The sequence below is a fragment of the Williamsia phyllosphaerae genome (assembly GCF_014635305.1).
GTDB classification, from domain to species: Bacteria; Actinomycetota; Actinomycetes; order Mycobacteriales; family Mycobacteriaceae; genus Williamsia_A; species Williamsia_A phyllosphaerae.
Genome location: NZ_BMCS01000001.1, coordinates 1920623 through 1942204, shown reverse-complemented (window position 1 = coordinate 1942204; position 21582 = coordinate 1920623). Strand labels below are relative to the sequence as shown.

Sequence of the window (21582 nt, the reverse complement as noted above, 5' to 3'; positions counted from 1 at the left end):
TCACCGGCAGGGGTTATGACAAAGGCCGACCGATGCCGGTCGTCGTGGCGTGGTTCGCGTGTGCGCAACTCGTGGTCGTGAAGTGGTGGTGTCCGGCCCGACTCCGGGTGGCGATACTGCGCGCGTTCGGCGCACACCTGGGCGACGGGGTGTACATCCGCCACGGGGTCCGCATCCACTGGCCGTGGAAGCTGACCGTCGGCGACGACTGCTGGATCGGCGAGGGCGCGTGGATTCTCAACCTCGAACCGGTCACCATCGGCGATGACACGGTCATCTCCCAGGAGGCGATGATCTGCACCGGCGGTCACGACCGGCACTCACCGAGTTTCGAGTTCGACAACGCACCTGTTACCGTGGGGTCCGGTGTCTGGGTCGCCGTACGCGCAACCGTGCTGCGCGGCGTCACCATCGGTGACGGCGCGACCATCGGAGCCGGCTGCGTGGTGCACCGTGACGTGGCGCCCGGGGCGTTGGTCACCCTCCCGCCACCGGCCGTTGCCGGCGGACCGGTGACCGGCGACGCCGTGCGGTCGGCCCGATGAGGGCCCGCCTGGGCTGCATCGCGGTGGTCTTCGGGCTGTCAGTGGTGTTCGCGCCCGCCTGCGCCGCCGCGCCGGCCGCGCAGCCGTCGACTCTGGGTGTCGCGAGCATCGCCACCCTCGCCGACCGGACTCCGGCGGGCTATCGGACCGAGGCGGCAGCCATCCGGGCCGTGCACGCGCGATGGATCCGAATAGTGGTCAACTGGAACGAGCTCGAACCCGCCCCCGGCCAATTCGCCTGGGCACGGATCGACGGTGCCGTAGAAGCCGCGCGCGCGTCCGGGTTGAGCGTTCTCGCCCTGCTGGCCGGGCCCGCGCCGCCGTGGGCCGCAGTGCCGCCGTACTCGGCCTCGTCCATCCCCGCCGACAACACTGTCGCCGCGGCGTCCGCGTCGGTGATCGCGCGACGGTACGGCTCGCGTATCGCGGCCTGGGAGGTGTGGAACGAACCCAACCTGGCCACGTCGTGGACGACGCCCGACCCGGTGGCCTATGCCCGGTACTTCCGCGCGGTCGCCGCCGCGTTGCACGCCGCGTCGCCGGGCACCACGGTACTTCTGGGCGGGTTGTCGACGAACCCGGGCGGGTATCCCATCGGCGACTTCGTCGACGCCACCGTCCGCACCCTGGGTGGCCGTGGGTTCGACGGAGTGGCGTTGCACCCGTACACGTTCCCCTACCCACCCACGGCTGATCCGCTGCGCCGCGAGCAGTCGGTACCGGCGGTCCGAGGCATCCTGGACCGTGCGGGACGACGGGACGCGAAGATCTGGGTGACGGAGTTCGGTCAACCCACCGGGGATTCGTTCGCCGGGGTCTCCGAGGCGAAGCAGGCCGACTTCATCGCATCGGGGTTGACCTTCTTCCGCAGCCAGCCGCGGATGGGTCCGATCTTCCTGTTCACCAGCCGGGACTGGTCGACCGACCCGACGAACTCCGAGCTCAACTTCGGTCTGTACCGGTTCGACTGGTCACCCAAGGAGATCGCTCGGCGGCTGATGGCACAGGCCCCCTCCGATGGCTGACACGAGATCGCGCGCGCTGATCGCCGTCGGGGTGGTGACCGCCGTGGTCGTCGCTCTCGGGATCACGGTCCTGCTCGTGTCGCGGGACAACGGCTCGACCGTGGACGTCCCCACCGGTGATCCCCCCTCGGCCCGAGGGGCCACGTACTCACTCGACTTCGGACGGACCGGGGCATCGACGACGGTTGCCCCCGGTCTCAGGGAGTTCCGGATCGGCGACCTCAGTGCCCCCGCCCGTGTCGTCGACGGCGCGCTCTCGCAGGGCACGACCGAGACCGCCGGGGCCACGTACTTCGAGCGCGAGGGACGCACGCCGTACAGCGGGATCGGCGTCACCGCATCCCCACCGGACGGCCCTGGCGACAGCGCCGCCGTCCTCATCCTGGCCGACAACACCATCCCGCAGGACGCGCGTGTCTCCCCACGTCCGAATGTGTTGGCCCATCTCGTCATCCAGGCAGACGGTTGGGAACTGGGGGTCTGGGAACAGGCGTCACCAACGCTGCAGGTGGTCGCAGCCGGTCGGTTCCCGGTGTCGCCGGGTGCGCCGGCGAGCTACGAGCTCGAGTGGACGGGTCGGACGGTGCGGGTGCACCAACCGGACGGGACCGTCAAGAACGTCACCGACGACCGGTTCGCGGTCGGGGTCCCACGCTTCGCGACATGGGAGCTCTTCCAGGAGGGACCCGGCGCGGAATCGACACGCATCCGGGCATGGTGGGCGCGCTGACACCCGGCCGCCGACATCGACAGAGGAGATCACGACATGCGACACGATCTGCGACACGCGATCCTGCGAAAACTCCGACGCCTCGGTGTCGATGTGAAGCGCTACCCGGCAACAGACTCCACCTGGCTGCTCACGCGGCTGCTGGCCACAGCAGATGTCTCCCAGGTCATCGATGTCGGCGCCAACGGTGGGCGGTACGGCAACGAGCTCCGTGAGGCCGGCTGGACAGGTCCCATCGTCTCGCTCGAGCCGCTGGGCGAGCCGTTCCGACGTCTCGTCGAGGCATCCCGGCGCGACGCGTCGTGGACGGCATTGCAGATGGCGGCCGGCGACGAGCGACACGATGCTCAGATGCATGTCGCGAGCAACGCCGGCGAGAGCAGCTCCTTGTTGACGATGCTCGATGCGCATTCCGACGCGGCACCGATGATCAGCATCGTCGGCACCGAGAACGTCGCCGTCCACCGCATCGACGACCTGCTCGGTACGACCATTCCCGCACGAGAGCGCTCGTTCCTGAAGGTCGACGCGCAGGGTTACGAGATGGCCGTGCTGCGTGGTGCATCGCGATTCGTGGACGAATTCTGTAGCGGGCTCCAGTTGGAGGTCAGCCTCGTCGACCTGTACGACGGCGCGCCCCGCCCCGACGAACTGTTCGATGCCGTCAGCGGCCTCGGCTTCACATTGGCGTCGGTCATCCCCGGGTTCGTCGACATACAGACCGGACGGATGCTGCAGTGTGACTGCGTTTTCGCCCGCCCGTCGGTGTTCACCACCGCGGGGTGAACGGCGGCGAGACACGAGAGGTCGACGCACTCATCGACGATCCGCGGGCCGCGCGTCCCTCCCGCTGATCCCGAAGGTGTTCGGCGGGAACAGACGCGATCCGAGCTTCTGGAGTGCGGGCAATTGCGTGGAGAAGTACTCCTCCGACGACACCGACTCGAAGCGCGATTCGAAGAGACGCTTCAGCGCCCGCTGATCGACGCCATCGCGGATGACGTGGTACTCGACCAGATCCGACGGCTCCTGGTCGTCGTAGGTGCCACGCAGCCGTCGCAGCCGTGTCTTGAGGCCCCGTCGGATCTCGCCCTGACCGAGCCGCCAGACGAAATAGGAGCCCCACGATGTGGCCATCGCGGTCCGACTCTGCTTCGGGTACCACAGCGGGTCCTGATAGGTCAGCACGCTTCCGTGCTCTGCCAACAGGGTGTCGATCAACTCCTCGATCAGGCCGAGATAGTCCGGGATGTGGTGGATCACCGAGATCAACAGGATCAGGTCGTAGGTCCCGCCCCGCCGAAACGCCTCACGGCCGTCGGGGTCATAGAGGATCGTCACCTGGTCCGCGCCGGCGAAGCGCCGCGTGAGGAGGTCGGTGCTGGGCCGCGACATCTCGGTGACGGTGACCATGCCCCCCGCGCGCACCACGACGTCGGTGAAGGATCCGTGTCCGGCACCGATCTCGAGGACCCGACATCCTCCGGTACGTCTCACGACCTCGGAGACCGCGGAATCGATCTTGTTCTCGAGCACGTCACGCAGGTCGCGATGTCGCAGGTGCGGACTGCCGACCGTGTAGTCGTGTCCCTCGCCGTGCAGCGCCTCCTGGGACTGGGCGACCACCTCGTCCGGATCGGTCATGAGGAACTCCACTCGCGGTGACCGGCGTCCGTCGAATCCGGTCGGCGATGACTGGCGACCGTTCGCGCCGGCGGTAGACCGAAGCCCTCCAGGCTCGCCGCGTTCGGTTGCGTCACCGCGTCGTCGGACGGGCGGCGCACGCGTTGTGGTGTGCCGTTGTGCATCGGCGTGTTGTGCGTCGGGGTGTTCCGAACCGCCTGCGCCCCGTGGTTCATCACAGGGTCCCGACCGGGCGGCACGACGGGGTTGCGCGGGCCATCCCGGTCCTGCCAGGTGGGAGTACCCTCCGAACCGCCTCGGACCGGGGGCTCGCCGTCGTCGCCCGCGGACGGCGGGGTCGGCCCATCGCTCTCCGGGCGGGTCTTCGCCAGGCGGCGTCGACGGCGGATCTCGAGCACCCAGGCGACCAGCCCGCCGAACACCAGTCCCACCAGGGCGCCGGCGATCAGCACCGAGGTGTTCAGAAACGAGTTCTCCGACGCCGATGTCGAATCGGGATCGACGGCCACCAACCGGATGGCGCCGATTCCGCCACCGGGAGGTGTCTCCAGGGCCTGGACCACGTCGATGAGTTCGTCCGCCACCGCGCGGGCCAATGCCACGGCGTCACCGGCGTTGGAGTCGTTGACCGAGACATCGATGACCGATGTGAGCGGAGGCAGGTTCACGACCAGCTCGGACTGAAGTCGATCGACGCTGATGGACACCCCGGACCGCTCGATGGCTCGGGCCAGGACTCCCCGTCCTCCGGCGAGCGCCGCATAGGTCCGAGCGGACTGTTGCGCGGCCTGCGCCCCCTGGAATGCCTCGACCGCGCTCGCCGACCCGGTCGCGATGAACACGCGCGTGGTCGACATGTACGTCGTCGGCGCCGCGGCCGAATACAGCAGGCCGGCGCCCGCTCCGAGGATGAGACCCACGATCAGGACCACGAGTCGCCGCCGAAGGAAGTTGGAGAATTCCATCAAACGATCCGTTCCTGTGGTTCCGCTGCCGTCGTGCGTACGCCTGTGGAGGCGACCGTCGGCCATCTTCTGACCGGGTGGTACATCAGCAACGGCAGCACGGCCGCTGCGGGCACGATCCCCAGGTAATAGGGGACATAAACCGACTCGAGTGCGGAAATACTGAGGATCACTGCATAGTAACCGATCAATTCCGCACGAACTCCGTTATCGGTGGTCAACACCTGCAGCGCGACAATCGCAATTATTCCGACACAACCGACGAGCCCCATTCCGACCGCGATGTCGAGCCATCCGTTGTGGGGAGAATAATTTGCGTCGAACAGAGCACTCAGGCCCATGGTCTGCCAATAGGTGGGTCCATAGCCCAACAAAGGATTGTCGACGACAAGGTGTTTCGCAGCGGTCCACAATTGTCCACGAAAACTGAAATCGTCGTCGATGTAGTTCGCGTACAAGGGCAGGATGGAGAAGGCTCCCGCGGCCACGAGGACGGCCGTGGCCCACACCGTGCGCAGCCGTGCATCGCGGATCAGGATCAGCCCGGCAGCGATCACGAACGCGACCGCGACGCCGATCATCGCCGTACGGCTCGCTGTCGCCTCCATGTATGCCGCGACACCCAGGCTGGTGGCGAGCAGTCGCAGCCACGACAGACGGACCAGGACGAACGGCAGCAGGATCGCGGCGGCCAGACCTGCGGCGTTCCCGTTCCCGGCGAACGGGGAACTCACCACCTGCTGCGCGATGTTGCACTTGTCCGATCTGCAGTCGGACGTGGCGGCCGCCGGGGCCACGAAAACGGCGACCGTCACGGACACGACCACGACGAACAACGCCAGTCGTGCTGCGCAAGCGATCAGGGCCAGGCCGACCTCGCGAGTGCGGACGAAGGTGCCGACGACCAGGATCCCGGCGACGACGAGGTTGACGACCTGCCCGGAACCGTCGATCACCAACGACGCAAAGCCCACGAGCAGCAGCGCGCCGAGAACCAGGGCGGGCGGATCGATCCTCATGCGTCCGGCCACCACTGCCCGCCCGAGCGCCACCAGCGACATGATCATCGCCGGCGCGTACTGCAGTATCGGGAACTGTGCGCCTGCGACCTGGGCCGCGGCGTCTCCCGGAAAGACGAGCGGCGCGAGGAGATAGGTGACGACGGTCGGCCACGCGGCGATCGCGAGCACCCACAGCACGTCGACGGCATCGGCCGACCCCCGCAGGGTCCGGAGATCGTCGCGACGCCACCCGAGCGCGAGCAGCACGGTGGAACCGATCAGCAGCAGGGCCAGGCTCATCAGAACTCAACCGCAGACGGTGGCATGTCGTTGGTGTCGCGGATCCAGTAATGCATGGGCGGGAGTTCGCGCACGGGTGCCGCCGGTCGTCCCGCGTACAAGTGCTTCTCCTGCTCCCCCGCCGTACCGCGGAGCAGTGAGCCGGCGGCGAGCATCGAGTTCCTGGGCAGGAACGAACCCTTGAGGAGCAGACATCCGGTGGCCACCATCGACCCCTCGGCCAGCGTGATCCGACCGGCCACCTGTGTGCACGTACTCAGGTCTGCCTCGTGGGTCTGCATGATCACCCGGGTTCCCCCGACGATCACGCGGGTTCCCAATTCGATGATGCCCGAGCTGTCCAGGTAGTGCCGGTTCGTGATGACCGCCAGCGTGCCGGTCGTGAGAACCCCTGCCTCCTCGTCGAAGGCCTGGAACTCGCGCGCCGCACTGATGTAGTTCAACTGGCCCATCAAGAACTGGTCACCGAGATGTATCCGCCGCATCGACCGCAGCACATTCAGCGGGCCGATCACCGCATCGCGACCGATCTCGACACGTGGGCAACCCAGCACGATGATCGGGCCGACGCGCGCGGTGGAATGCACACAATGCCCCGCGGCCGTCAGCAACGAGTTCTTCACCCCGCTCGGTGGCAACAACCAGACGAAGAACTGCACGCGCCGGACCACGGCACCCATCAACCTGATCATCTCCTGACGACCCCTTCTGTCTGCGACGGCTCGTTCGCGTCGTCGGCCATCTCCCGACGCAGCGCCGGACGCAGCGCCGCGATGATGCCCAACGCCGCCCCCAGCAGCGAACCCAGGACGAGGTTTCGCCGCGTGAAAGGCGCAGACCTCGATGTCGGCGTGACCGCGGGTTCGACGAGGTCACCACGAATCGGCGACGGGGCATCGACGCCCCGGATGGCCTCGACAAGAGCGCGGGCGACCCCGTTCGCCGACCTCGACGCGTCGCCGGGCGATGACGAGGTGATGGTGATGTCGAGCAGACTCGTCTCCGCCGGAGAGGACAGCGTCAGCGATGCTCGCAGTTGCGACGTCGAATCATCTGTTCGTGCAATCCGTTTCGCGTCGTCCAGAACGCTCTCACTCGAGGCCAGTGTGCTGTACACATCGAGTCTCTCCCTCGGGAAGCTCGCGACGCCGGGCGGCGCGGAGAAGCCGACGTAGGGTGCGGCCACACCGATGTACACGCGCGCCGTGGACGTGTACGACGGGGCGACCATCGCCGTCCATCCGATCGCCAGGGCGGCGCCGATCGCGGCGAGCACGACCACCATCGCGATGCCGCGGGCGCTCAACAGCACCCGGAGAGCACTCACCTCCACGGCGACCCCCAATCGCCGGTCATGGGATTCGTTCCAGGGCGTCTCGGGCCGCGCGGGTCATCAGCCCCAACACGACCGCCTCGCTGAGTACCGGCGCGACACAGAGCAATCCGGGACGTCCGGTGACCGCGATACCGGCGATGACGGCCAGGGCCAGTGCATTGCCCGCGACGATGGCGACCGTGGGTCGCGCTGCCCCCTCGCAGGCCATCAGCAGGGCGCTTGCCGCCTGGGAGCAGCCAGACAACCCGGCACCGATCATGATGCCGATCAGCAACGGCAGCGCCGGTGAGTACTTGTCGCCCAGGAACCACACCACGGCCCAGGCAACTGGTGCCGAGATCGCGACCACCAGAGCGAGGTACGCGTAGGAGAAGGTGCGATAGGTGCGATAGATCGAACGCAGTCCCTCGGTTCCCATACGCCGCACCATCTCCGGGATCACGACCGTCGACACCGATGCCGACAGCAGAGTGACGGGACCGATGACCCGTGTCGCCATCGCGAAGTAGCCGAGTACCAACGGCGAGAACAGAACTCCGACGAGCGGTACCTGTGCCGTGAAGAAGGTGCCCGACAACGAGTACGACCAGAAATCCCACCGCCACACCGGGCGCAGGCGAGCACCACCGATGGACGCCGCTGACGGCCACGGCGCCGCGATGGCGAACACGGCACAGATTCCGAAAGCGACTGCGAGCCAGCCCAGAAGGGGACCTCCCCAGGTGAGCAGGACGACCACCAACGGCAGGGCGCGCTGCGTCACGATGAGCACGTTGGCCGCGACGTCCGACCCGACGCCCGCGAGGTGGGACTGCGCATAGTTCTGCACGGTGTCCGACAGGGCGAACGCGAGTCCGGCGACCACGGCGAGCGAGGCCCCGAACCAGACCGAGCAGGCGAGGGCGATTCCGGCGAACGACCCCACCAGAACGGTGTGGGTCATGTAGATCGACGGCACGTTGACGCGATCGACCTCGTCGTGCCCGGCCCGGAGCACTCGCGCGGGAGCCCCGGTCCCCACCACGAGACCACCGATCATCGCCGCGGTGTAGGCGAACATGAAGCGCCCGAAGTCGCCCACCGAGGTCAGATGCGCGACGAAAAGCAGTGTGAGGCCGAGCATCCCGGACGCACTGACTCGCGACCCCACTCGCACGATCACCGCGTGCGAGAGCTTCGTCGGGGGCTTCTCCAGGCGGTGGGTCACCGCGGGCCTCTGATCCGACGACGAAGTTTGCGGTAACCCGGTGTGAGCCGGATCCGGAACAGCGGGATGGAGGCGGCCAAGACCACGGTGCCCCAGGCGGCGTCGAGTCGCTGCGGCACCGACCGCGCATACGTTCCCCGCAAGGACGTCGCCTCAGACAGGAACGTCTTCCACAGACGGGCCGATTTCGACGCCTCATGGAACCGTAGAGCGCCGATGGGGTGGTCGATCAGCACCTGCGACGGTGATCGCCGGGCGAGTTCGAACTGGAGCGCGAGGTCCATCGTGCAGTCGAGGTCCACCCGGAACCCACCCACGCCCCGGAGAAGTGCGGTGCGGGCGACGATGGACCCGGAGAACGACGCGCATCCGACGCGCAGGAGGGTGCGTGTCTCCAACCGGCGGCCAGGGTAGACGTCGACCACGTCGCCCTCGCTGCGGAGTATCTGACTCGCCCCGCACACCATGTCCAGGTCGGGATCCGACGCGATCGCACCGCGGACGGCGTCGAGCGCACCCGGCAGGAGCAGGTCGTCGGCGTTGAGCCACACGATCCATTCGCCCTGCGCACGTGCCAATGCCCGATTCAGGGCGTCGGACTGTCCGTCGTCGCGCTCCGAGTGAATCCGTACTCGTGCGTCGTCTGCCGCGATGGCTCTCAACAGCTCGACGGTCCCGTCGTCGGATCCTCCGTCCTGGACGATGATCTCGTCGCCGGCGTGCAGCTGTGCCAACGCACTGCGGGCGGCCTCCTCCACGAACCGTTCTGCGTTGAACGACGGGATGAGCACACTGAACGTGGCCGACGACACGTGTCTACCGATCCTGCGATGGTGCAGCGGACCGGTCGCGGACGATCGACTGCAACCAGGACTCGAACTGGTCTGCTGCACGCTCCCGATCGAGGACGACATCGACGTAGCGACGTGCGTTATCGCCGTATCGCCGGGAAGCAGCGGCGTCCCGGGCGACCTCGAGTACCGCGTCGGCCAGCAGAGCGGGTTGACCGGGGTCGACCCGTACCCCGGCCCCGGCCGCCGCCACCTCCTCGGCGGTGACGCTGTCGGCTGATGTCGCGGCCACCACGGGAGTACCGCTCTCGAAGTACGACGTGAGCTTGCTGGGCAGCGCCATCTCGCGTACGTCGGGGGCCTCGTTGACCAGCACCACGTCGGCCGCCTGCAAAGCCGCCTGGAAGTCCGGGCCCGGCAACGGGTCCCGGAAACTCAACGTCGGCACATCTCGACCCAGTCCCTCGAGTCGTGCACGCTGGTTTCCGTCACCGATCAGGACGAAATCGACCGGCGAACCGCGACCGTGGGACACCCGGGCGGCACTGACCAGGTTGTCGAGATCCTGTTTGGCCCCCATGTTCCCCGCGTGCACCGCGATGTATCTCCCGGCCGCATCCCAGCCGAGAACCGAGCGGGCCGCAGCACGCGAGGCGAACTCGGTCCGATGCGTGTGACACCAGTTCCTGATGATGGAGACCCGCTGCGGGTCGACCCGCAGCGACGACACGAGGATGCGCGCGAACCGCTCATGGATCGCCAGGACCCCGTCGGCGCGTCGAGCGGTGGCCGATTCGACGGATGCGATCAGTCGGGCGCCACGGGTGCCCACTGCGCCGGTCTCGATCCCCGCCCGGCTGTAGACATCCTGGATCCACAGTCCCAGCGCCGGTCGACGTCTGCGGAGCGTCAGCCGCCCGATGACCATCGCCGAGGAGAGCAGTGCCGGCGACACACAGACGACCGCATCTGCTGTTCGCGCCGTTCCGTTCAGGACTCGAAGGCACCGGATGCCGAACACGATCTCCATCCAGGCGCGCCCTCGCAGGGTCGGCACAGCGGGGACGGGATGCGACAGGCGGCGGACGGATACGCCCTCGACGACGGTCGAGCGCGCCGACGGATCATCCGCGGACACCTTCCACTGCGGGTAGTGCGGCAGGCCGGTGAGCACGTGGACATCGTGACCGCGTGCAACGAGAATCCGCGCAATGTCGGATGTGTACACCGCTATACCGGTCGGCTCCGGAAAATAATTGATACCGATGATCACGACCCTCATGGTTTTCCTCTGAGTCGATCAGGTCCGCGCTGCGCCGTAATTCGCTTTTCCCGTTGGCCCCATCGATTAACGATAATTCAATTCGAACGCCCGTGGCCGGGTTTGACGTTTGTGCCACCGGATCACACGGGTCGGCGGCGATGATGAGAACGTGAGGGTCGTCCAGGTGGTCACGATGGCGTCACCGGACGGTTCGTTCGGTGGCCCGATGCGCGTCGCGACCAATCTCGCGACCGAGTTGAGACGACGTGGGCACCAGGTCGTCATCGTCGCGGGACAGCGGGGGTACGACGAGACCCCGACGGCGCTGAGCGGTGTGCCCGCTCGACTCTTCGGTGTCCGACGCGTCCTGCCGATCTCGGGATTCGCGGGGCTGGCGTCGCCCGACATGCTGCGATGGTTTCGCGAGGCATCCCGGGATTTCGACGTGATGCACGTCCATCTCGCGCGGGATCTGATCACACTGCCGATGGCGAGACTCGCGATCGCCCGCGGACTACCCGTGGTGGCCCAGACCCACGGGATGATCCGGCCGCGACGCGACCTCGCCGCTCGCATCATCGACGCGGCGCTCACCAGACCGGTCCTGGCGCGCGCGGACGCGGTCACCTTCCTCACCGATCAGGAGAAGACAGATCTCGTCGGGGTGTCGCGGCCCGGGGTCCGGCTGAGTGAGCTGCGCAACGGCATCGTCATCGGACCCGCCGCGTCCGAGACGCGTCGGTCGTCACCCGAGGCGTTGTTCCTAGGACGGCTCCATCCGCGCAAGCGGGCACCGGTGTTCGTCGAAGCGGCTCTTCGACTTCTCGAGGACGGGGTCGACGCGAGGTTCGCGATCGTGGGGCCCGACGAGGGGGATCTCCCGCAGGTGCTCGCGGCGATCGGGCGGTCGCGCCACCACGGCGCGTTCTCCGTCGAGGGCGCGCTCGACCCGGACGACACCGGGGCACGGATGGCGAGGTCCGATGTGTTCGTCCTGCCATCTGTCGACGAGCCGTATCCGATGGCCGTCCTCGAGGCCATGGCGCTGGGGTTGCCGGTCGTGGTGACCGACACGTGCGGCCTCGCCGGATCGGTGTCCCAGGGCGCGGGGTACGTCGCCGATGACGGCGTCGAGAGCCTGACCGAGGCGATGCGCCGACTTCTGACCGGGGTCGACGAGAGGATCACCCTCGGCGAGAAGGCGCGTGAGATCGTGCGACGTGACCACGACATCGCTTCGGTCGCGACCACGCTCGAGCAGATGTACGTACACGCTGCGCGAGGCGGTACGGCCCGGTAGCCATGCCCTCAGCTGCGTCGAGCGAACACCACGGTGTTGTCGGCGCTCTCCGAGACCGACGAACTGAACGGTCCGCTACAGGTGACGAGGGCGAGATCCGACGTCGGCGCGTTGGCCGCGAGCACCGTCTGCAATGCCGTCTCGTCGTTCTTCGCGATACCACGCACGACGGTGGACACCTCGAACCCGAGACGGGCGGCACCGGATTCCGCATCGACGAGCACGACCGCCCCCGGTGTGAGCTCGCCGATCCGGTTGAACACCGCGTGGCCCCCACCGACCTGGCTGTGGCCGAGCAGAACGGCCATGCCGGGCGCTCCGACTCGCGGTCCGTCAGACCACCAGCCGGCCCGCGCGAGGTCGGGCGGCACCTCGAAAGCGGTCACGTCCCGACCGCCCAGGAACGGGTCCGGTTCGACGACTGTCCCGAGCGTGAGCACAGTGCTGTTGACCGCGATCCCGGGAATGTAGAGATGACCCGGGACGATCGGACGGTCCTCATCGGCCGGGACCACGGGCTTCCGGGTGTCGAGCTCCTTCGAGGCGGCGGCGCTGTCGCCGGCCGGAAACGGCCTCGACGACGGCGATGATTCATTCGAACAGGCCGCCGACGAGACCAACGCCACGGCGAGGCAGCCGAGTACACGGATGCGCCACCGACGATTCACGACGAACGTCGTGTCCGCCCACTCTTCGCCGCCGCGATCACCCCGATGCCGAGGACGCCCCCACCGGCGAGTGCGGCCACGGCTGCCAGAGCGATGTCACCACCGGGTTCATCGGCCGTCGGGCCGGCACCGGTACGCGCCTGCACAGGATAGGAACCGGGAGCGATCACGGTGGTGCCCGCGTTCATCCGGAACCCCGGCGCCACCGGGTCGACGATCCCGGGCGCCGGCACGGTCGCGATGGCCGGCACCTGCCCGATGGGTGGCAGTGGCGGGTACGGATCGGCGGCCGCCGACCCGGGTGAGCCGAGCCAACCCAGAGTGCAGATCCCAGCCACCAGCGTCGTGCGGGTGATCCATCTACGGGAGCCATGTGATGCCGTCACGAGTCGAGCCTTTCGAGATTTGTCTCGCGATTCACCATTCGCGAGCGGCGTTTGTTTCTCGTTCCCCGAAGTAATGAAATGAGACGCCCGAATCTCTTTCTTCATCGGTGCCGCCGACATATTCGTTACCGGCAACGGATTTATTCTATATCCGTCGTGGATCGGCAGATCTGCGAAATCAGGCACCGGTTTTCATACGACCCGGTGAATTCGCCCGATCACCGCGGATTCCGAGAACGAGCCGTGGAACGACCCGCATACTGACGAGCAACCCGACTCACCGAGCGGACGGGAGGAGCACGTGCCGTCAGTACGGTCACGAGGTCTTCGATGGCTGCGACGTCTGCTGGTGGCCGCCCTGTTGATCACGCTGTGCTTCGTGATCTGGTGCTCGATCGAGCTGGTCCGAGCACGCGCGGATCTGTCGTCGGCACGGGGCCATCTCATCGCGGCGCAGGCATCGATCAGCGGCGACAGCAGCCTCCTCGATCGCGAACTCGTCAGCGCGGGAGCCTCGGCACGCTCGGCCCGTCAATCCCTCGACCGCCCGCCGCTGCGGGGGCTGGCGCGACTGCCCTGGATCGGCGACCCGATCGACTCGACCAAGTCCATCGCCGATGTTCTCGACCAGGTCGCCAACACCGCGCTCCCCCCGGCGGCAGAGGCCGTCCGCACGCTGACCACGCGGCCTCTCCTGGACGCCGGGCGAATCGACGTGAATGCGATTCGCGGCTCACAGCCCGCTTTGGGTACGGCCGCGTCGGCAACCGCCGACGCACTGCGTCAGGCCCAACAGATCAGAGCCCGCACCTGGCTCGGCCCCGTCAACCGGGCGCGGTCGGAACTCGTCGACCAGTTGACCCGTCTGGATTCCACCTTGCGCAGCGCCCGCACCGCCACCGATCTCGCGCCGGGCATGCTGGGCGCTGATCGGAAGCGGACGTACCTCGTCGGTCTACAGAACAACGCCGAGGCGCGCGGGACGGGCGGACTGGTCGGTGGCCTCGTATTGTTCTCGACTGATCGCGGAAGGATCACCCTCGACAGGGTCGTGAAGGATCTGGCGTTGCCGCCCGGACGCGGACTGGATCTCGGCGCGGACTATCGGAACCTCTACGGCACGACCGATCCGACACAGATCTGGCAGAACTCGAATCAGAGCCCGCACTTCCCGTATGCGGCGCGGATCTGGCGGAGTCTTGCCCGGCAGCTCACCGGGGTCACGGCGGATGTGGTGATCGGCATCGACCCGCCCGGTCTCCGAAGCATCCTCTCGGCGACCGGGCCCATCACACTGGACGACGGAGAGACGGCCACCGCGGACAACATCGTGCAGCTCACCGAGTCCGCCGCGTATGCGCGTTTCGACACCGATCGATCCGGTCGGAAGACCTACCTCGCCGACATCGCGGAGGCGACGTTCGACCGCATCACCTCGGGTCGGTTCCAGATCAAGGCGCTGGCGGAGGCGTTCGGCGACGCGACGAAAAACGGACGCATCGCGATGTGGAGTCAGGTTCCCGCAGAGCAGGCCGAACTCGCGGCCACGGACCTCGGCCATGAGGTCCCATACGGCCCGGGACCGTACGCGAATGTCGTCGTCAACAACTCGTACGCGAGCAAACTCGACTACTACCTCAGCCGGGCGATCACCTACCGCCGCGGCGCGTGCGCCGACACCACCCAAGAGATCCTCGTCGACGTGACACTGCGCAGCGACGTGCCAGACACCCGACTGTCGCCGGAGGTGCTGGGCACGTTCCTACCGGGGGGTGGGACTCTTCCGCCTCGAAGCAACAAGCTCACGGTGTCGCTGTACTCGTCGTGGGGGTCCCAACTCACGGCTCTGACCGTGGACGGCGTCTCGGTGGGGCTGGGGCGAGGCACCGAGTTGGGTCACCCAGCGCACTACACGGTCGTGACCCTTCCTCCGGGGAAGCCGGTCACGGTGCAATTCGCGCTCACGGTGCCGAGGTCCGATGCCGACCTCGTGGTTCCCGTCCAGCCGCTGACCAATCCGGCCGATGTTCGCGTTCTCGGACAACCCTGCAGGTAGCCGGCGAATTCGGACGCCTCACCGCGATGCCTCCGCTGCCGTGAGTAGATCGTTACGCCTCGACCAGACGGTGTAACCCGAGTGATGCACCCCGCCGGTCTACTGGATGTCGAGCCGGTTCCCGACGATGCGAACCGTCGGTTCCCACGTCCCGCCGAATCTTTCGGAGCCCCCATGCCCAATCTGTTCTCGCCGTTCACGCTCAAAGGCGTCACCCTGCGCAATCGAATCGTCATGTCTCCCATGACCATGTACCAGTCAACCGACGGGAAGATGAACGACTTCCACGTCAGCTATCTCGGCGCCCGGGCCGCCGGCGGATTCGGACTGGTGTTCCCTGAGCAGGTCGCCATCACCCCCGACGGACGCACGTCGACCACCTGCTCCGGCATCTGGGACGACGACCAGATCGAGGGGCACAAGCGCGTCACCGACGCCATCAAGATGTTCGGCGGCGTCGCGGGGATACAGCTCGGTCACACCGGCCGCAAGGGCAGCGAGGTTCCCAAGTACAAGACCATCGACGGGTATCCCGGCGGTTCTCAGCTGCCGCCGGATCATGCGCAGGGCTGGACCTGTCGCGCTCCGTCGGCAATCCCCTACGGCGGCGATCACTCGTTCCCCGTCCACGAGCTCACCAGGGACGAGATCAAGGACCTCTACCGGAGCTATGCGGATGCAGCTCTGCGCGCGGTTGATGCCGGCTATGAATGGCTCGAGATGCACTACGCACATGGCTATCTCGGCGCCAGCTTCTTCTCGCCGCTGGCGAACCAGCGGACCGACGAGTACGGCGGCAGCCTGGAGAACCGAGCCCGGTTCCACCTCGAGGCCCTCGACGCGGTCCGTGCGGTGTGGCCCGAGGAGTTCCCACTCACCATGCGCCTGGGTTCTGACGACCTCAACCCCGACGGAACGCAATTCGAGGACGCGATCACCGCGATCGGTTGGATGACCGAGCACGGGCTCGATCTCGCCGACATCTCACTCGGCTTCAACACCGACGACATGCGCAACAACCCGATGGGAGATCAGGGCTTCATGCTCTCGCGGGCCGAGCGCCTGAAGAACGCGGTCGACATCCCGATAGCCACGAGCTGGAACCTGGGAGTGCCGGCGAAGGCGGACCAGGTGATCAAGGACGGCGTCATCGACCTGGCGTTCCTGGGCCGCCCGGCGTTGGCCAACCCGCACTGGCCGGTCTGGGCCGCGCGAGAACTGGGTTACGACAACCCCTTCGAACTCGTCCCCGACGACTGGCGGTGGTGGCTGGAGAACTTTCGCGGGCATGAACCGAGCATCGGTCTGCCGCCGGCGGCCGACACCCTGTCCCAGGAGGAGTCGGCGGCATGATCAGCCCGGGCGTCGGTCACCGGGGATGTCGTCCGACCAGGACGGCAACGTCACGGTGTCGATCCAGGGTGACGAGTCGTGCCCGAGTGCGGCGATGTCGGCGTCGACCATGATCCGTGCGAGCTCGTCGACAGCCACGGACGATTTCCAACCGAGAATACGTTCGGCCTCGCTCGCGTCGCCGATCAACGAGTCCACCTCGGTGGGACGTAGGTACCGCTCGTCGAAGCGAACATGCTCCTCCCAGTCGAGGTCGGCGTGCGCGAACGCAGCGACCACGAATTCCCGGACGGTGCAGGGAGTACCGGTGGCCAGCACATAATCCGAGGGTTCGTCGGCCTGCAACATCATCCATGCGCCCTCGACGTACTCCGGCGCGTATCCCCAGTCGCGGATCGCATCGAGGTTACCGAGGTACACGTGCTCCTGGCGCCCGGCTTTGATGCCCGCCACCGCTCGGGTGATCTTACGAGTCACGAAAGTCTCTCCACGGCGCGGGGATTCGTGGTTGAACAGGATCCCGTTGACCGCGTACATGCCATACGCCTCGCGGTGGTTACGGGTCATCCAGTAGCCGTACAGCTTTGCTGCGCCGTACGGCGAACGTGGATAGAACGGCGTCTGTTCGTTCTGCGGCGGCGGTGTCGCCCCGAACATCTCAGAACTCGAGGCCTGATAGAAGCGACATTCTTTCCCCGAGAGACGAGTGGCCTCGAGCATGCGTGTGACGCCCATCCCGGTTGCGTCACCGGTGTGTTCGGGTTCGTCGAAACTCACCCGTACATGGGACTGCGCCGCGAAGTTGTAGACCTCATCGGGCGAGATGTCCGAGAGCAGGGTGATCAATCGCGCGCTGTCTCCGAGGTCGCCGTAGTGCAGATGCAGCCGGGTTCGACTCTCGTGCGGGTCGACGTAGAGGTGCTCGATGCGGGCTCGGTTGAACGACGAGGTCCGTCGGATCAGACCATGCACCTCGTACCCCTTGCCGAGCAGGAACTCGGCCATGTACGAACCGTCTTGTCCGGTGATGCCGGTGATCAGCGCCGTGGGCATGCCCCAGAATAGGCCGGACCGGTGTTCCCGGTGCCGAAAACCGACCGCCAGGTCTCCGATCGGACGAGACAGGACTAGCGAGCGGGCTTACCCACCATCTCGGCATAGGCCGCGTACATGCGCCGACCGATCTCGCGTCCCGCCTCGGCGTTGAAATGTGGATCCTCGCCGCCGTTGAGCATGCCGTCGGGCGAGGGAACGAAACGTGCGTGCGGGTGCCGGTTCGGGGTGTCACGGTGCACGGCGTCGATCCCGGCCAGTTTGGGCGGACCGTGACGCATGTACTCGGGGCTGAGCTGTCCGAGGATGAACGGCACCGGGCCGTACCGGACCCTCAACGAGGCGATCAGCAGATCGAACTGCGCCTGATACTCGTCGGCGGGCGTCAACGGGCCGTCGGATTCCCCCTGATGCCACAGGATCGCCGACAACGGCTGACCACTGAACTCCAACGCCGAATCGATCTGGGCGCACGCGTACTTGAAGAGGTTCACCCGCACGTCGGAGTTCCCGGGATCCCACGAGTACCCGTTCTTCGGATAGAACGACGTGTCGCCACGTGCGGTCGGGACCAACAGCACCGGCTCGCCGGTTGCGTCGGCGAGCAGCGACCCGAACTCGGTCGCGAAACCGACACCGCTGGTGGGCACCTCATGGACGAGCGGGTCCACCGCGGCAAGTGGCTTACGTCCGCGATACCGCCCGCAGCCGGGCCACTGGTGCACACGAGGGTTCGGCGGCGTCGGCGTGGTGCCGCCGACCTCGATTCCGGCGCCCGCGGCATTCGACTGCCCCAGGATCGCGACCACCGTGTACGGCTCGGCGAAGGGCTCGACCGGCGTACCGGTCGCGATCGCCTTCTTCACCACCGTCTTCACGCGCATCAGCGCCCGCAGCTTCACGGGGAAGCTGCCGTGGACGACCCGATCTTCTTCGTACGTGCGCAGGACTGGATCGAACGGAGACGGCATCGGGACTCCCGTGACGGTCGAGGGGACGAGCGATCAGGCAATCATCCCTTTGAGAAGACGGATCTGCTCGACGTTCGCCGCGTGGTCGGCAGCCATCGGGGTGGCCAGCGCCATCGTCACGCCGCCGGCCTCGAACGCCTGCACGCGATCCTTGACCTCGCCGGCCGACCCGATCAGGGAGATCTGACGCACCAGGTCGTCGGGAACCGCGTTGGCGGCCTCGTCCTTCTTGCCGTCGAGGTAGAGGTCCTGGATCTCCTTGGCCTCGTCGACGTAGCCGTAGCGCACGGCGAGGTCGTTGTAGAAGTTCTTGCCCCGAGCGCCCATGCCGCCGACGTAGAGCGCGACCTGATGCGCCACCAACGCACGGGCGTTGTCCTTGGCGGTCTCGTCGTCGCTGATCAGCAGCGCAGTGGTCACCGAGATCTGCAGGTCCCCCAGCTCGGCCTCGCGCTTGGCCTTCCCGGCCTTGAGCGGCTCGCCGAACGCGGCGTCGACGTGATCGGGGTGGAAGAAGATCGGCTGCCACTCCTCGAACTTCTCCGCGGCCAACGCGACGTTCTTGGGACCGATCGCGGCCAACGCCATCGGGATGCGCTCGCGAACGGGGTGGTTGATGAGCTTGAGCGGCTTGCCGAGACCGGTGCCGCCGTCTTCCTTGGTGAGCGGGAGCTTGTAGTACTTGCCGTCGTATTCGAGGCGCTCACGGCGCCAGACCTTGCGGCAGATGTCGGCGTACTCGCGGGCCCGGCCGAGCGGGGCGTCGTACTTGACGCCGTGGAACCCCTCGATGACCTGCGGTCCGGACGCGCCGATGCCGAGCACGGCGCGGCCGCCGGAGATGTAGTCGAGACCGGCTGCGGTCATCGCGATGTTGGTGGGCGTGCGGGTGAACAGCGGCAGGATGCCGGTGGCTAGTTCGAGGGTGGTCGACTTCGCGGCGATGTAGCCGAGCTGGCTCACCGCGTCGTAGCTGTAGGCCTCGGGGACCGCGACCCGGTCGAGCCCGGCCTTCTCGAACTCCAGCAGATTGTTGATCGTCTCGCTGAAATCCCCGGCGTAGTTGATGCCCATACCGATCTTCATGCGCGAACCGCCCTTCCTCGACGTCGTCGTCGATGATGCCCGATCAAGTGATCGGGTCCGTCGCCGCCTCGACAATAACTCGACTTATGGTTCCGACCAAGAGTCGGGATGCGATACACAGGGACAGTGGAGATATTGAGCGCCCGAGTCCTTCTCCGGCCGACCGATGCCGAGACAACCCTGCGCTTCTATCGCGATCAGCTGGGGCTGGCGATTGCTCGCGAGTACGGAGCCGGGGTCGTGTTCTTCGCCGGCTCGACGCTGATCGAGGTCGCGTCGCACATGGCCGCCGACACGACCGGTCCCGGCACCGACGCGACGGGTCTGTGGTTACAGGTCCGCGACCTCGATGCCACCGAGGCCTCCCTGCGCGACGCCGGCGTGACCATCGCCCGCGAGGCCCGAACGGAGCCGTGGGGACTGCGCGAGATGCACGTACTCGACCCCGACGGACGAACGTTGATCTTCGTCGAGATCCCGGCGGGCCATCCCCTCCGGACCGACGTCCGTGACGTAACGAACGGGTGAGAATCGGACACCACGCCGAGGAGAGATGAACAGTCGGTAAACAGGGTCTGTAGATAGTCCAAAGGGCCAGGTGAAGCCGTGAGGAAAGGTCACGGACGCTTAGACATTTGCGGCTTCTTGACTCCACAATGATCGCCATGAGCGCAGAAATGTTGATCCTGGTGTTGCTGGTGGTCACAGCACTTGGCTTCGACTTCACGAACGGCTTCCACGACACGGGCAACGCAATGGCCACGTCCATCGCCACCGGGGCTCTCAAGCCCAAGGTCGCGGTGACCATCGCCGCGATCCTCAACCTCGTCGGAGCGTTCCTCTCCGTCCAGGTCGCGGCGACCATCACCAAGGACGTCCTCAAGATCCAGCAGACCAAGGGCCCCGGCGCGGGCGACCTGGTCTCCGGGCTCGACGGTCAGAAGGCGCTGGTGATCATCTTCGCCGGCCTGATCGGCGGCATCCTGTGGAACCTCTTCACCTGGCTGTTCGGTCTGCCCTCGAGCTCCTCGCACGCGCTGTTCGGTGGCCTCATCGGCTCCGGGCTCGCCGCCATCGGCACCTCCGGCGTCAACTGGGAGGGCATCACCCAGAAGATCATCATCCCGGCGCTGCTCGCCCCGGTGATCGCGCTGCTCGTCGCCGCGCTCGGCACCTGGCTGATCTACGCCATCACCTCCAAGATCGTCGACAGCAAGAAGGAGGGCGGGTTCCGCACAGGTCAGATCGCGACCGCCTCGCTCGTCTCGCTGGCACACGGCACCGGCGACGCGCAGAAGACCATGGGTGTCATCGCCCTCGCGCTGATCGCGACCGGCCACCTGTCCGCGGGCTCGGTCAGCGAAGGCCTGCCGATCTGGATCGTCTTCTCCTGCGCCATCGCCATCGCCGCGGGCACCTACCTCGGCGGCTGGCGCATCATCCGCACGCTGGGCAAGGGCCTGGTCGAGATCAAGGCGCCGCAGGGTCTGGCCGCCGAGGCCTCATCGGCCGCGATCATCCTCACCTCGAGTGCCGCAGGCATGGCGCTGTCGACCACCCACGTCGCCACCGGCTCGATCCTCGGATCGGGCGTCGGCAAGCCGGGCGCGTCGGTGCGCTGGGGTGTCGCGGGCCGCATGATCGTCGCCTGGGTCACCACCCTCCCCCTGGCCGGCCTGGTCGGTGCCGCCACCTTCTTCATCGCCAACTCCATCGGCGGAGCGGCCGGGGCCATCGTCATCTTCGTGATCCTGGTGGCGCTGTCGGGCTACATGTACTGGCGCGCACAGCAGCAGAAGGTCGACCACAACAACGTCAACGCCGACTGGGACGAGAAGTCCAACACGATGATCCCGGCGGAAATCGCCGCGGAGAGCCCGTCCACCGTCGGCACTCGCTGA

Annotated in this window: 22 protein-coding genes; 9 read left to right on the top strand and 13 right to left on the bottom strand. The window is 67.0% G+C overall.

What is annotated here, in order from left to right:
* Window positions 1–32 precede the first annotated feature (32 nt).
* The 4 genes from IEV93_RS09235 to IEV93_RS09220 are packed head-to-tail and all read left to right on the top strand — an operon-like array spanning window position 33 to window position 3086.
* A complete protein-coding gene (locus IEV93_RS09235; RefSeq protein ID WP_229704996.1) occupies window positions 33–545 on the top strand; it encodes a DapH/DapD/GlmU-related protein in 513 nt (170 codons plus the stop codon).
* A complete protein-coding gene (locus IEV93_RS09230; protein ID WP_188488989.1) occupies window positions 542–1570 on the top strand; it encodes a cellulase family glycosylhydrolase in 1029 nt (342 codons plus the stop codon). The genes IEV93_RS09235 and IEV93_RS09230 overlap by 4 nt, the downstream gene beginning before the upstream one ends.
* The gene (locus IEV93_RS09225; protein WP_188488987.1) at window positions 1563–2300 is read left to right on the top strand and encodes a hypothetical protein; all 738 of its coding nucleotides are present in this window, start codon (window positions 1563–1565) and stop codon (window positions 2298–2300) included. The genes IEV93_RS09230 and IEV93_RS09225 overlap by 8 nt, the downstream gene beginning before the upstream one ends.
* Window positions 2301–2336: 36 nt before the next feature.
* Window positions 2337–3086, top strand: coding sequence for an FkbM family methyltransferase (locus IEV93_RS09220; RefSeq protein WP_188488985.1), 750 nt, complete (start codon window positions 2337–2339; stop codon window positions 3084–3086).
* A gap of 30 nt (window positions 3087–3116) precedes the next feature.
* Here IEV93_RS09220 and IEV93_RS09215 read toward each other — a convergent pair whose 3' ends face one another.
* From IEV93_RS09215 to IEV93_RS09180, 8 genes are read right to left on the bottom strand one after another with little or no spacing between them, the layout of a single operon-like run.
* Window positions 3117–3944, bottom strand: coding sequence for a class I SAM-dependent methyltransferase (locus IEV93_RS09215; protein WP_188488983.1), 828 nt, complete (start codon window positions 3942–3944; stop codon window positions 3117–3119).
* On the bottom strand, window positions 3941–4909 hold the full coding sequence (locus tag IEV93_RS09210) for a YveK family protein (protein ID WP_188488981.1): 969 nt from the start codon (window positions 4907–4909) through the stop codon (window positions 3941–3943). Before IEV93_RS09210 ends, IEV93_RS09215 begins: the two co-directional genes overlap by 4 nt.
* Window positions 4909–6210, bottom strand: coding sequence for an O-antigen ligase family protein (locus IEV93_RS09205; RefSeq protein WP_188488979.1), 1302 nt, complete (start codon window positions 6208–6210; stop codon window positions 4909–4911). The genes IEV93_RS09210 and IEV93_RS09205 overlap by 1 nt, the downstream gene beginning before the upstream one ends.
* The gene (locus tag IEV93_RS09200; RefSeq protein WP_229704995.1) at window positions 6210–6890 is read right to left on the bottom strand and encodes an acyltransferase; all 681 of its coding nucleotides are present in this window, start codon (window positions 6888–6890) and stop codon (window positions 6210–6212) included. Before IEV93_RS09200 ends, IEV93_RS09205 begins: the two co-directional genes overlap by 1 nt.
* Window positions 6891–6898: 8 nt before the next feature.
* A complete protein-coding gene (locus IEV93_RS09195; protein ID WP_188488975.1) occupies window positions 6899–7537 on the bottom strand; it encodes a YveK family protein in 639 nt (212 codons plus the stop codon).
* 25 nt (window positions 7538–7562) lie between these two features.
* Entirely contained in the window at window positions 7563–8753 is a 1191-nt protein-coding gene (locus IEV93_RS09190; protein WP_188488973.1) for a lipopolysaccharide biosynthesis protein, read from the bottom strand.
* Window positions 8750–9565 (bottom strand): glycosyltransferase, encoded by an 816-nt coding sequence (locus tag IEV93_RS09185; RefSeq protein WP_229704994.1) that lies wholly within the window; start codon window positions 9563–9565, stop codon window positions 8750–8752. Before IEV93_RS09185 ends, IEV93_RS09190 begins: the two co-directional genes overlap by 4 nt.
* 4 nt (window positions 9566–9569) lie before the next feature.
* The gene (locus IEV93_RS09180) at window positions 9570–10826 is read right to left on the bottom strand and encodes a glycosyltransferase family 4 protein (RefSeq protein ID WP_188488969.1); all 1257 of its coding nucleotides are present in this window, start codon (window positions 10824–10826) and stop codon (window positions 9570–9572) included.
* A gap of 151 nt (window positions 10827–10977) precedes the next feature.
* Here IEV93_RS09180 and IEV93_RS09175 point away from each other — a divergent pair, with 151 nt between their 5' ends.
* Window positions 10978–12108, top strand: a complete 1131-nt coding sequence (locus IEV93_RS09175) for a glycosyltransferase (protein ID WP_188488967.1) — start codon at window positions 10978–10980, stop codon at window positions 12106–12108.
* A gap of 8 nt (window positions 12109–12116) precedes the next feature.
* Here the strand turns inward: IEV93_RS09175 and IEV93_RS09170 are convergent, their stop codons facing one another.
* On the bottom strand, window positions 12117–12776 hold the full coding sequence (locus IEV93_RS09170) for a class F sortase (RefSeq protein WP_188488965.1): 660 nt from the start codon (window positions 12774–12776) through the stop codon (window positions 12117–12119).
* The gene (locus tag IEV93_RS09165; RefSeq protein WP_188488963.1) at window positions 12773–13162 is read right to left on the bottom strand and encodes a hypothetical protein; all 390 of its coding nucleotides are present in this window, start codon (window positions 13160–13162) and stop codon (window positions 12773–12775) included. Before IEV93_RS09165 ends, IEV93_RS09170 begins: the two co-directional genes overlap by 4 nt.
* 301 nt (window positions 13163–13463) lie before the next feature.
* Between IEV93_RS09165 and IEV93_RS09160 the strand changes: the two genes are divergently transcribed.
* Window positions 13464–15218 (top strand): DUF4012 domain-containing protein, encoded by a 1755-nt coding sequence (locus IEV93_RS09160; protein WP_188488961.1) that lies wholly within the window; start codon window positions 13464–13466, stop codon window positions 15216–15218.
* 174 nt (window positions 15219–15392) lie between these two features.
* The gene (locus IEV93_RS09155; RefSeq protein WP_188488959.1) at window positions 15393–16571 is read left to right on the top strand and encodes an NADH:flavin oxidoreductase/NADH oxidase; all 1179 of its coding nucleotides are present in this window, start codon (window positions 15393–15395) and stop codon (window positions 16569–16571) included.
* Here IEV93_RS09155 and gmd read toward each other — a convergent pair whose 3' ends face one another.
* The 3 genes from gmd to IEV93_RS09140 all read right to left on the bottom strand — a co-directional run bounded on the left by gmd (window position 16572) and on the right by IEV93_RS09140 (window position 19681).
* Window positions 16572–17624, bottom strand: a complete 1053-nt coding sequence (gmd, locus tag IEV93_RS09150; protein ID WP_188488957.1) for a GDP-mannose 4,6-dehydratase — start codon at window positions 17622–17624, stop codon at window positions 16572–16574. It abuts the gene before it with no gap.
* Window positions 17625–17698: 74 nt separating this feature from the next.
* Entirely contained in the window at window positions 17699–18595 is an 897-nt protein-coding gene (locus tag IEV93_RS09145; RefSeq protein WP_188488955.1) for a sialate O-acetylesterase, read from the bottom strand.
* Window positions 18596–18628: 33 nt separating this feature from the next.
* Entirely contained in the window at window positions 18629–19681 is a 1053-nt protein-coding gene (locus tag IEV93_RS09140) for an LLM class F420-dependent oxidoreductase (RefSeq protein ID WP_188488953.1), read from the bottom strand.
* 126 nt (window positions 19682–19807) lie between these two features.
* Here IEV93_RS09140 and IEV93_RS09135 point away from each other — a divergent pair, with 126 nt between their 5' ends.
* Complete coding sequence (locus IEV93_RS09135) at window positions 19808–20209, top strand: VOC family protein (RefSeq protein WP_188488951.1); 402 nt, start codon at window positions 19808–19810, stop codon at window positions 20207–20209.
* 137 nt (window positions 20210–20346) lie between these two features.
* Entirely contained in the window at window positions 20347–21582 is a 1236-nt protein-coding gene (locus tag IEV93_RS09130; RefSeq protein WP_188488949.1) for an inorganic phosphate transporter, read from the top strand.

Coding starts and splice junctions, on each gene's coding strand:
- IEV93_RS09235 (WP_229704996.1), top strand. CDS start 33: ATGCCGGTCGTCGTGGCGTGGTTCGCGTGTGCGCAACTCGTGGTCGTG.
- IEV93_RS09220 (WP_188488985.1), top strand. CDS start 2,337: ATGCGACACGATCTGCGACACGCGATCCTGCGAAAACTCCGACGCCTC.
- IEV93_RS09130 (WP_188488949.1), top strand. CDS start 20,347: ATGAGCGCAGAAATGTTGATCCTGGTGTTGCTGGTGGTCACAGCACTT.
- IEV93_RS09180 (WP_188488969.1), bottom strand. CDS start 10,826: ATGAGGGTCGTGATCATCGGTATCAATTATTTTCCGGAGCCGACCGGT.
- IEV93_RS09225 (WP_188488987.1), top strand. CDS start 1,563: ATGGCTGACACGAGATCGCGCGCGCTGATCGCCGTCGGGGTGGTGACC.
- IEV93_RS09140 (WP_188488953.1), bottom strand. CDS start 19,681: ATGAAGATCGGTATGGGCATCAACTACGCCGGGGATTTCAGCGAGACG.
- IEV93_RS09230 (WP_188488989.1), top strand. CDS start 542: ATGAGGGCCCGCCTGGGCTGCATCGCGGTGGTCTTCGGGCTGTCAGTG.
- IEV93_RS09210 (WP_188488981.1), bottom strand. CDS start 4,909: ATGGAATTCTCCAACTTCCTTCGGCGGCGACTCGTGGTCCTGATCGTG.
- IEV93_RS09155 (WP_188488959.1), top strand. CDS start 15,393: ATGCCCAATCTGTTCTCGCCGTTCACGCTCAAAGGCGTCACCCTGCGC.
- IEV93_RS09200 (WP_229704995.1), bottom strand. CDS start 6,890: ATGGGTGCCGTGGTCCGGCGCGTGCAGTTCTTCGTCTGGTTGTTGCCA.
- gmd (WP_188488957.1), bottom strand. CDS start 17,624: ATGCCCACGGCGCTGATCACCGGCATCACCGGACAAGACGGTTCGTAC.
- IEV93_RS09215 (WP_188488983.1), bottom strand. CDS start 3,944: ATGACCGATCCGGACGAGGTGGTCGCCCAGTCCCAGGAGGCGCTGCAC.
- IEV93_RS09145 (WP_188488955.1), bottom strand. CDS start 18,595: ATGCCGTCTCCGTTCGATCCAGTCCTGCGCACGTACGAAGAAGATCGG.
- IEV93_RS09205 (WP_188488979.1), bottom strand. CDS start 6,210: ATGAGCCTGGCCCTGCTGCTGATCGGTTCCACCGTGCTGCTCGCGCTC.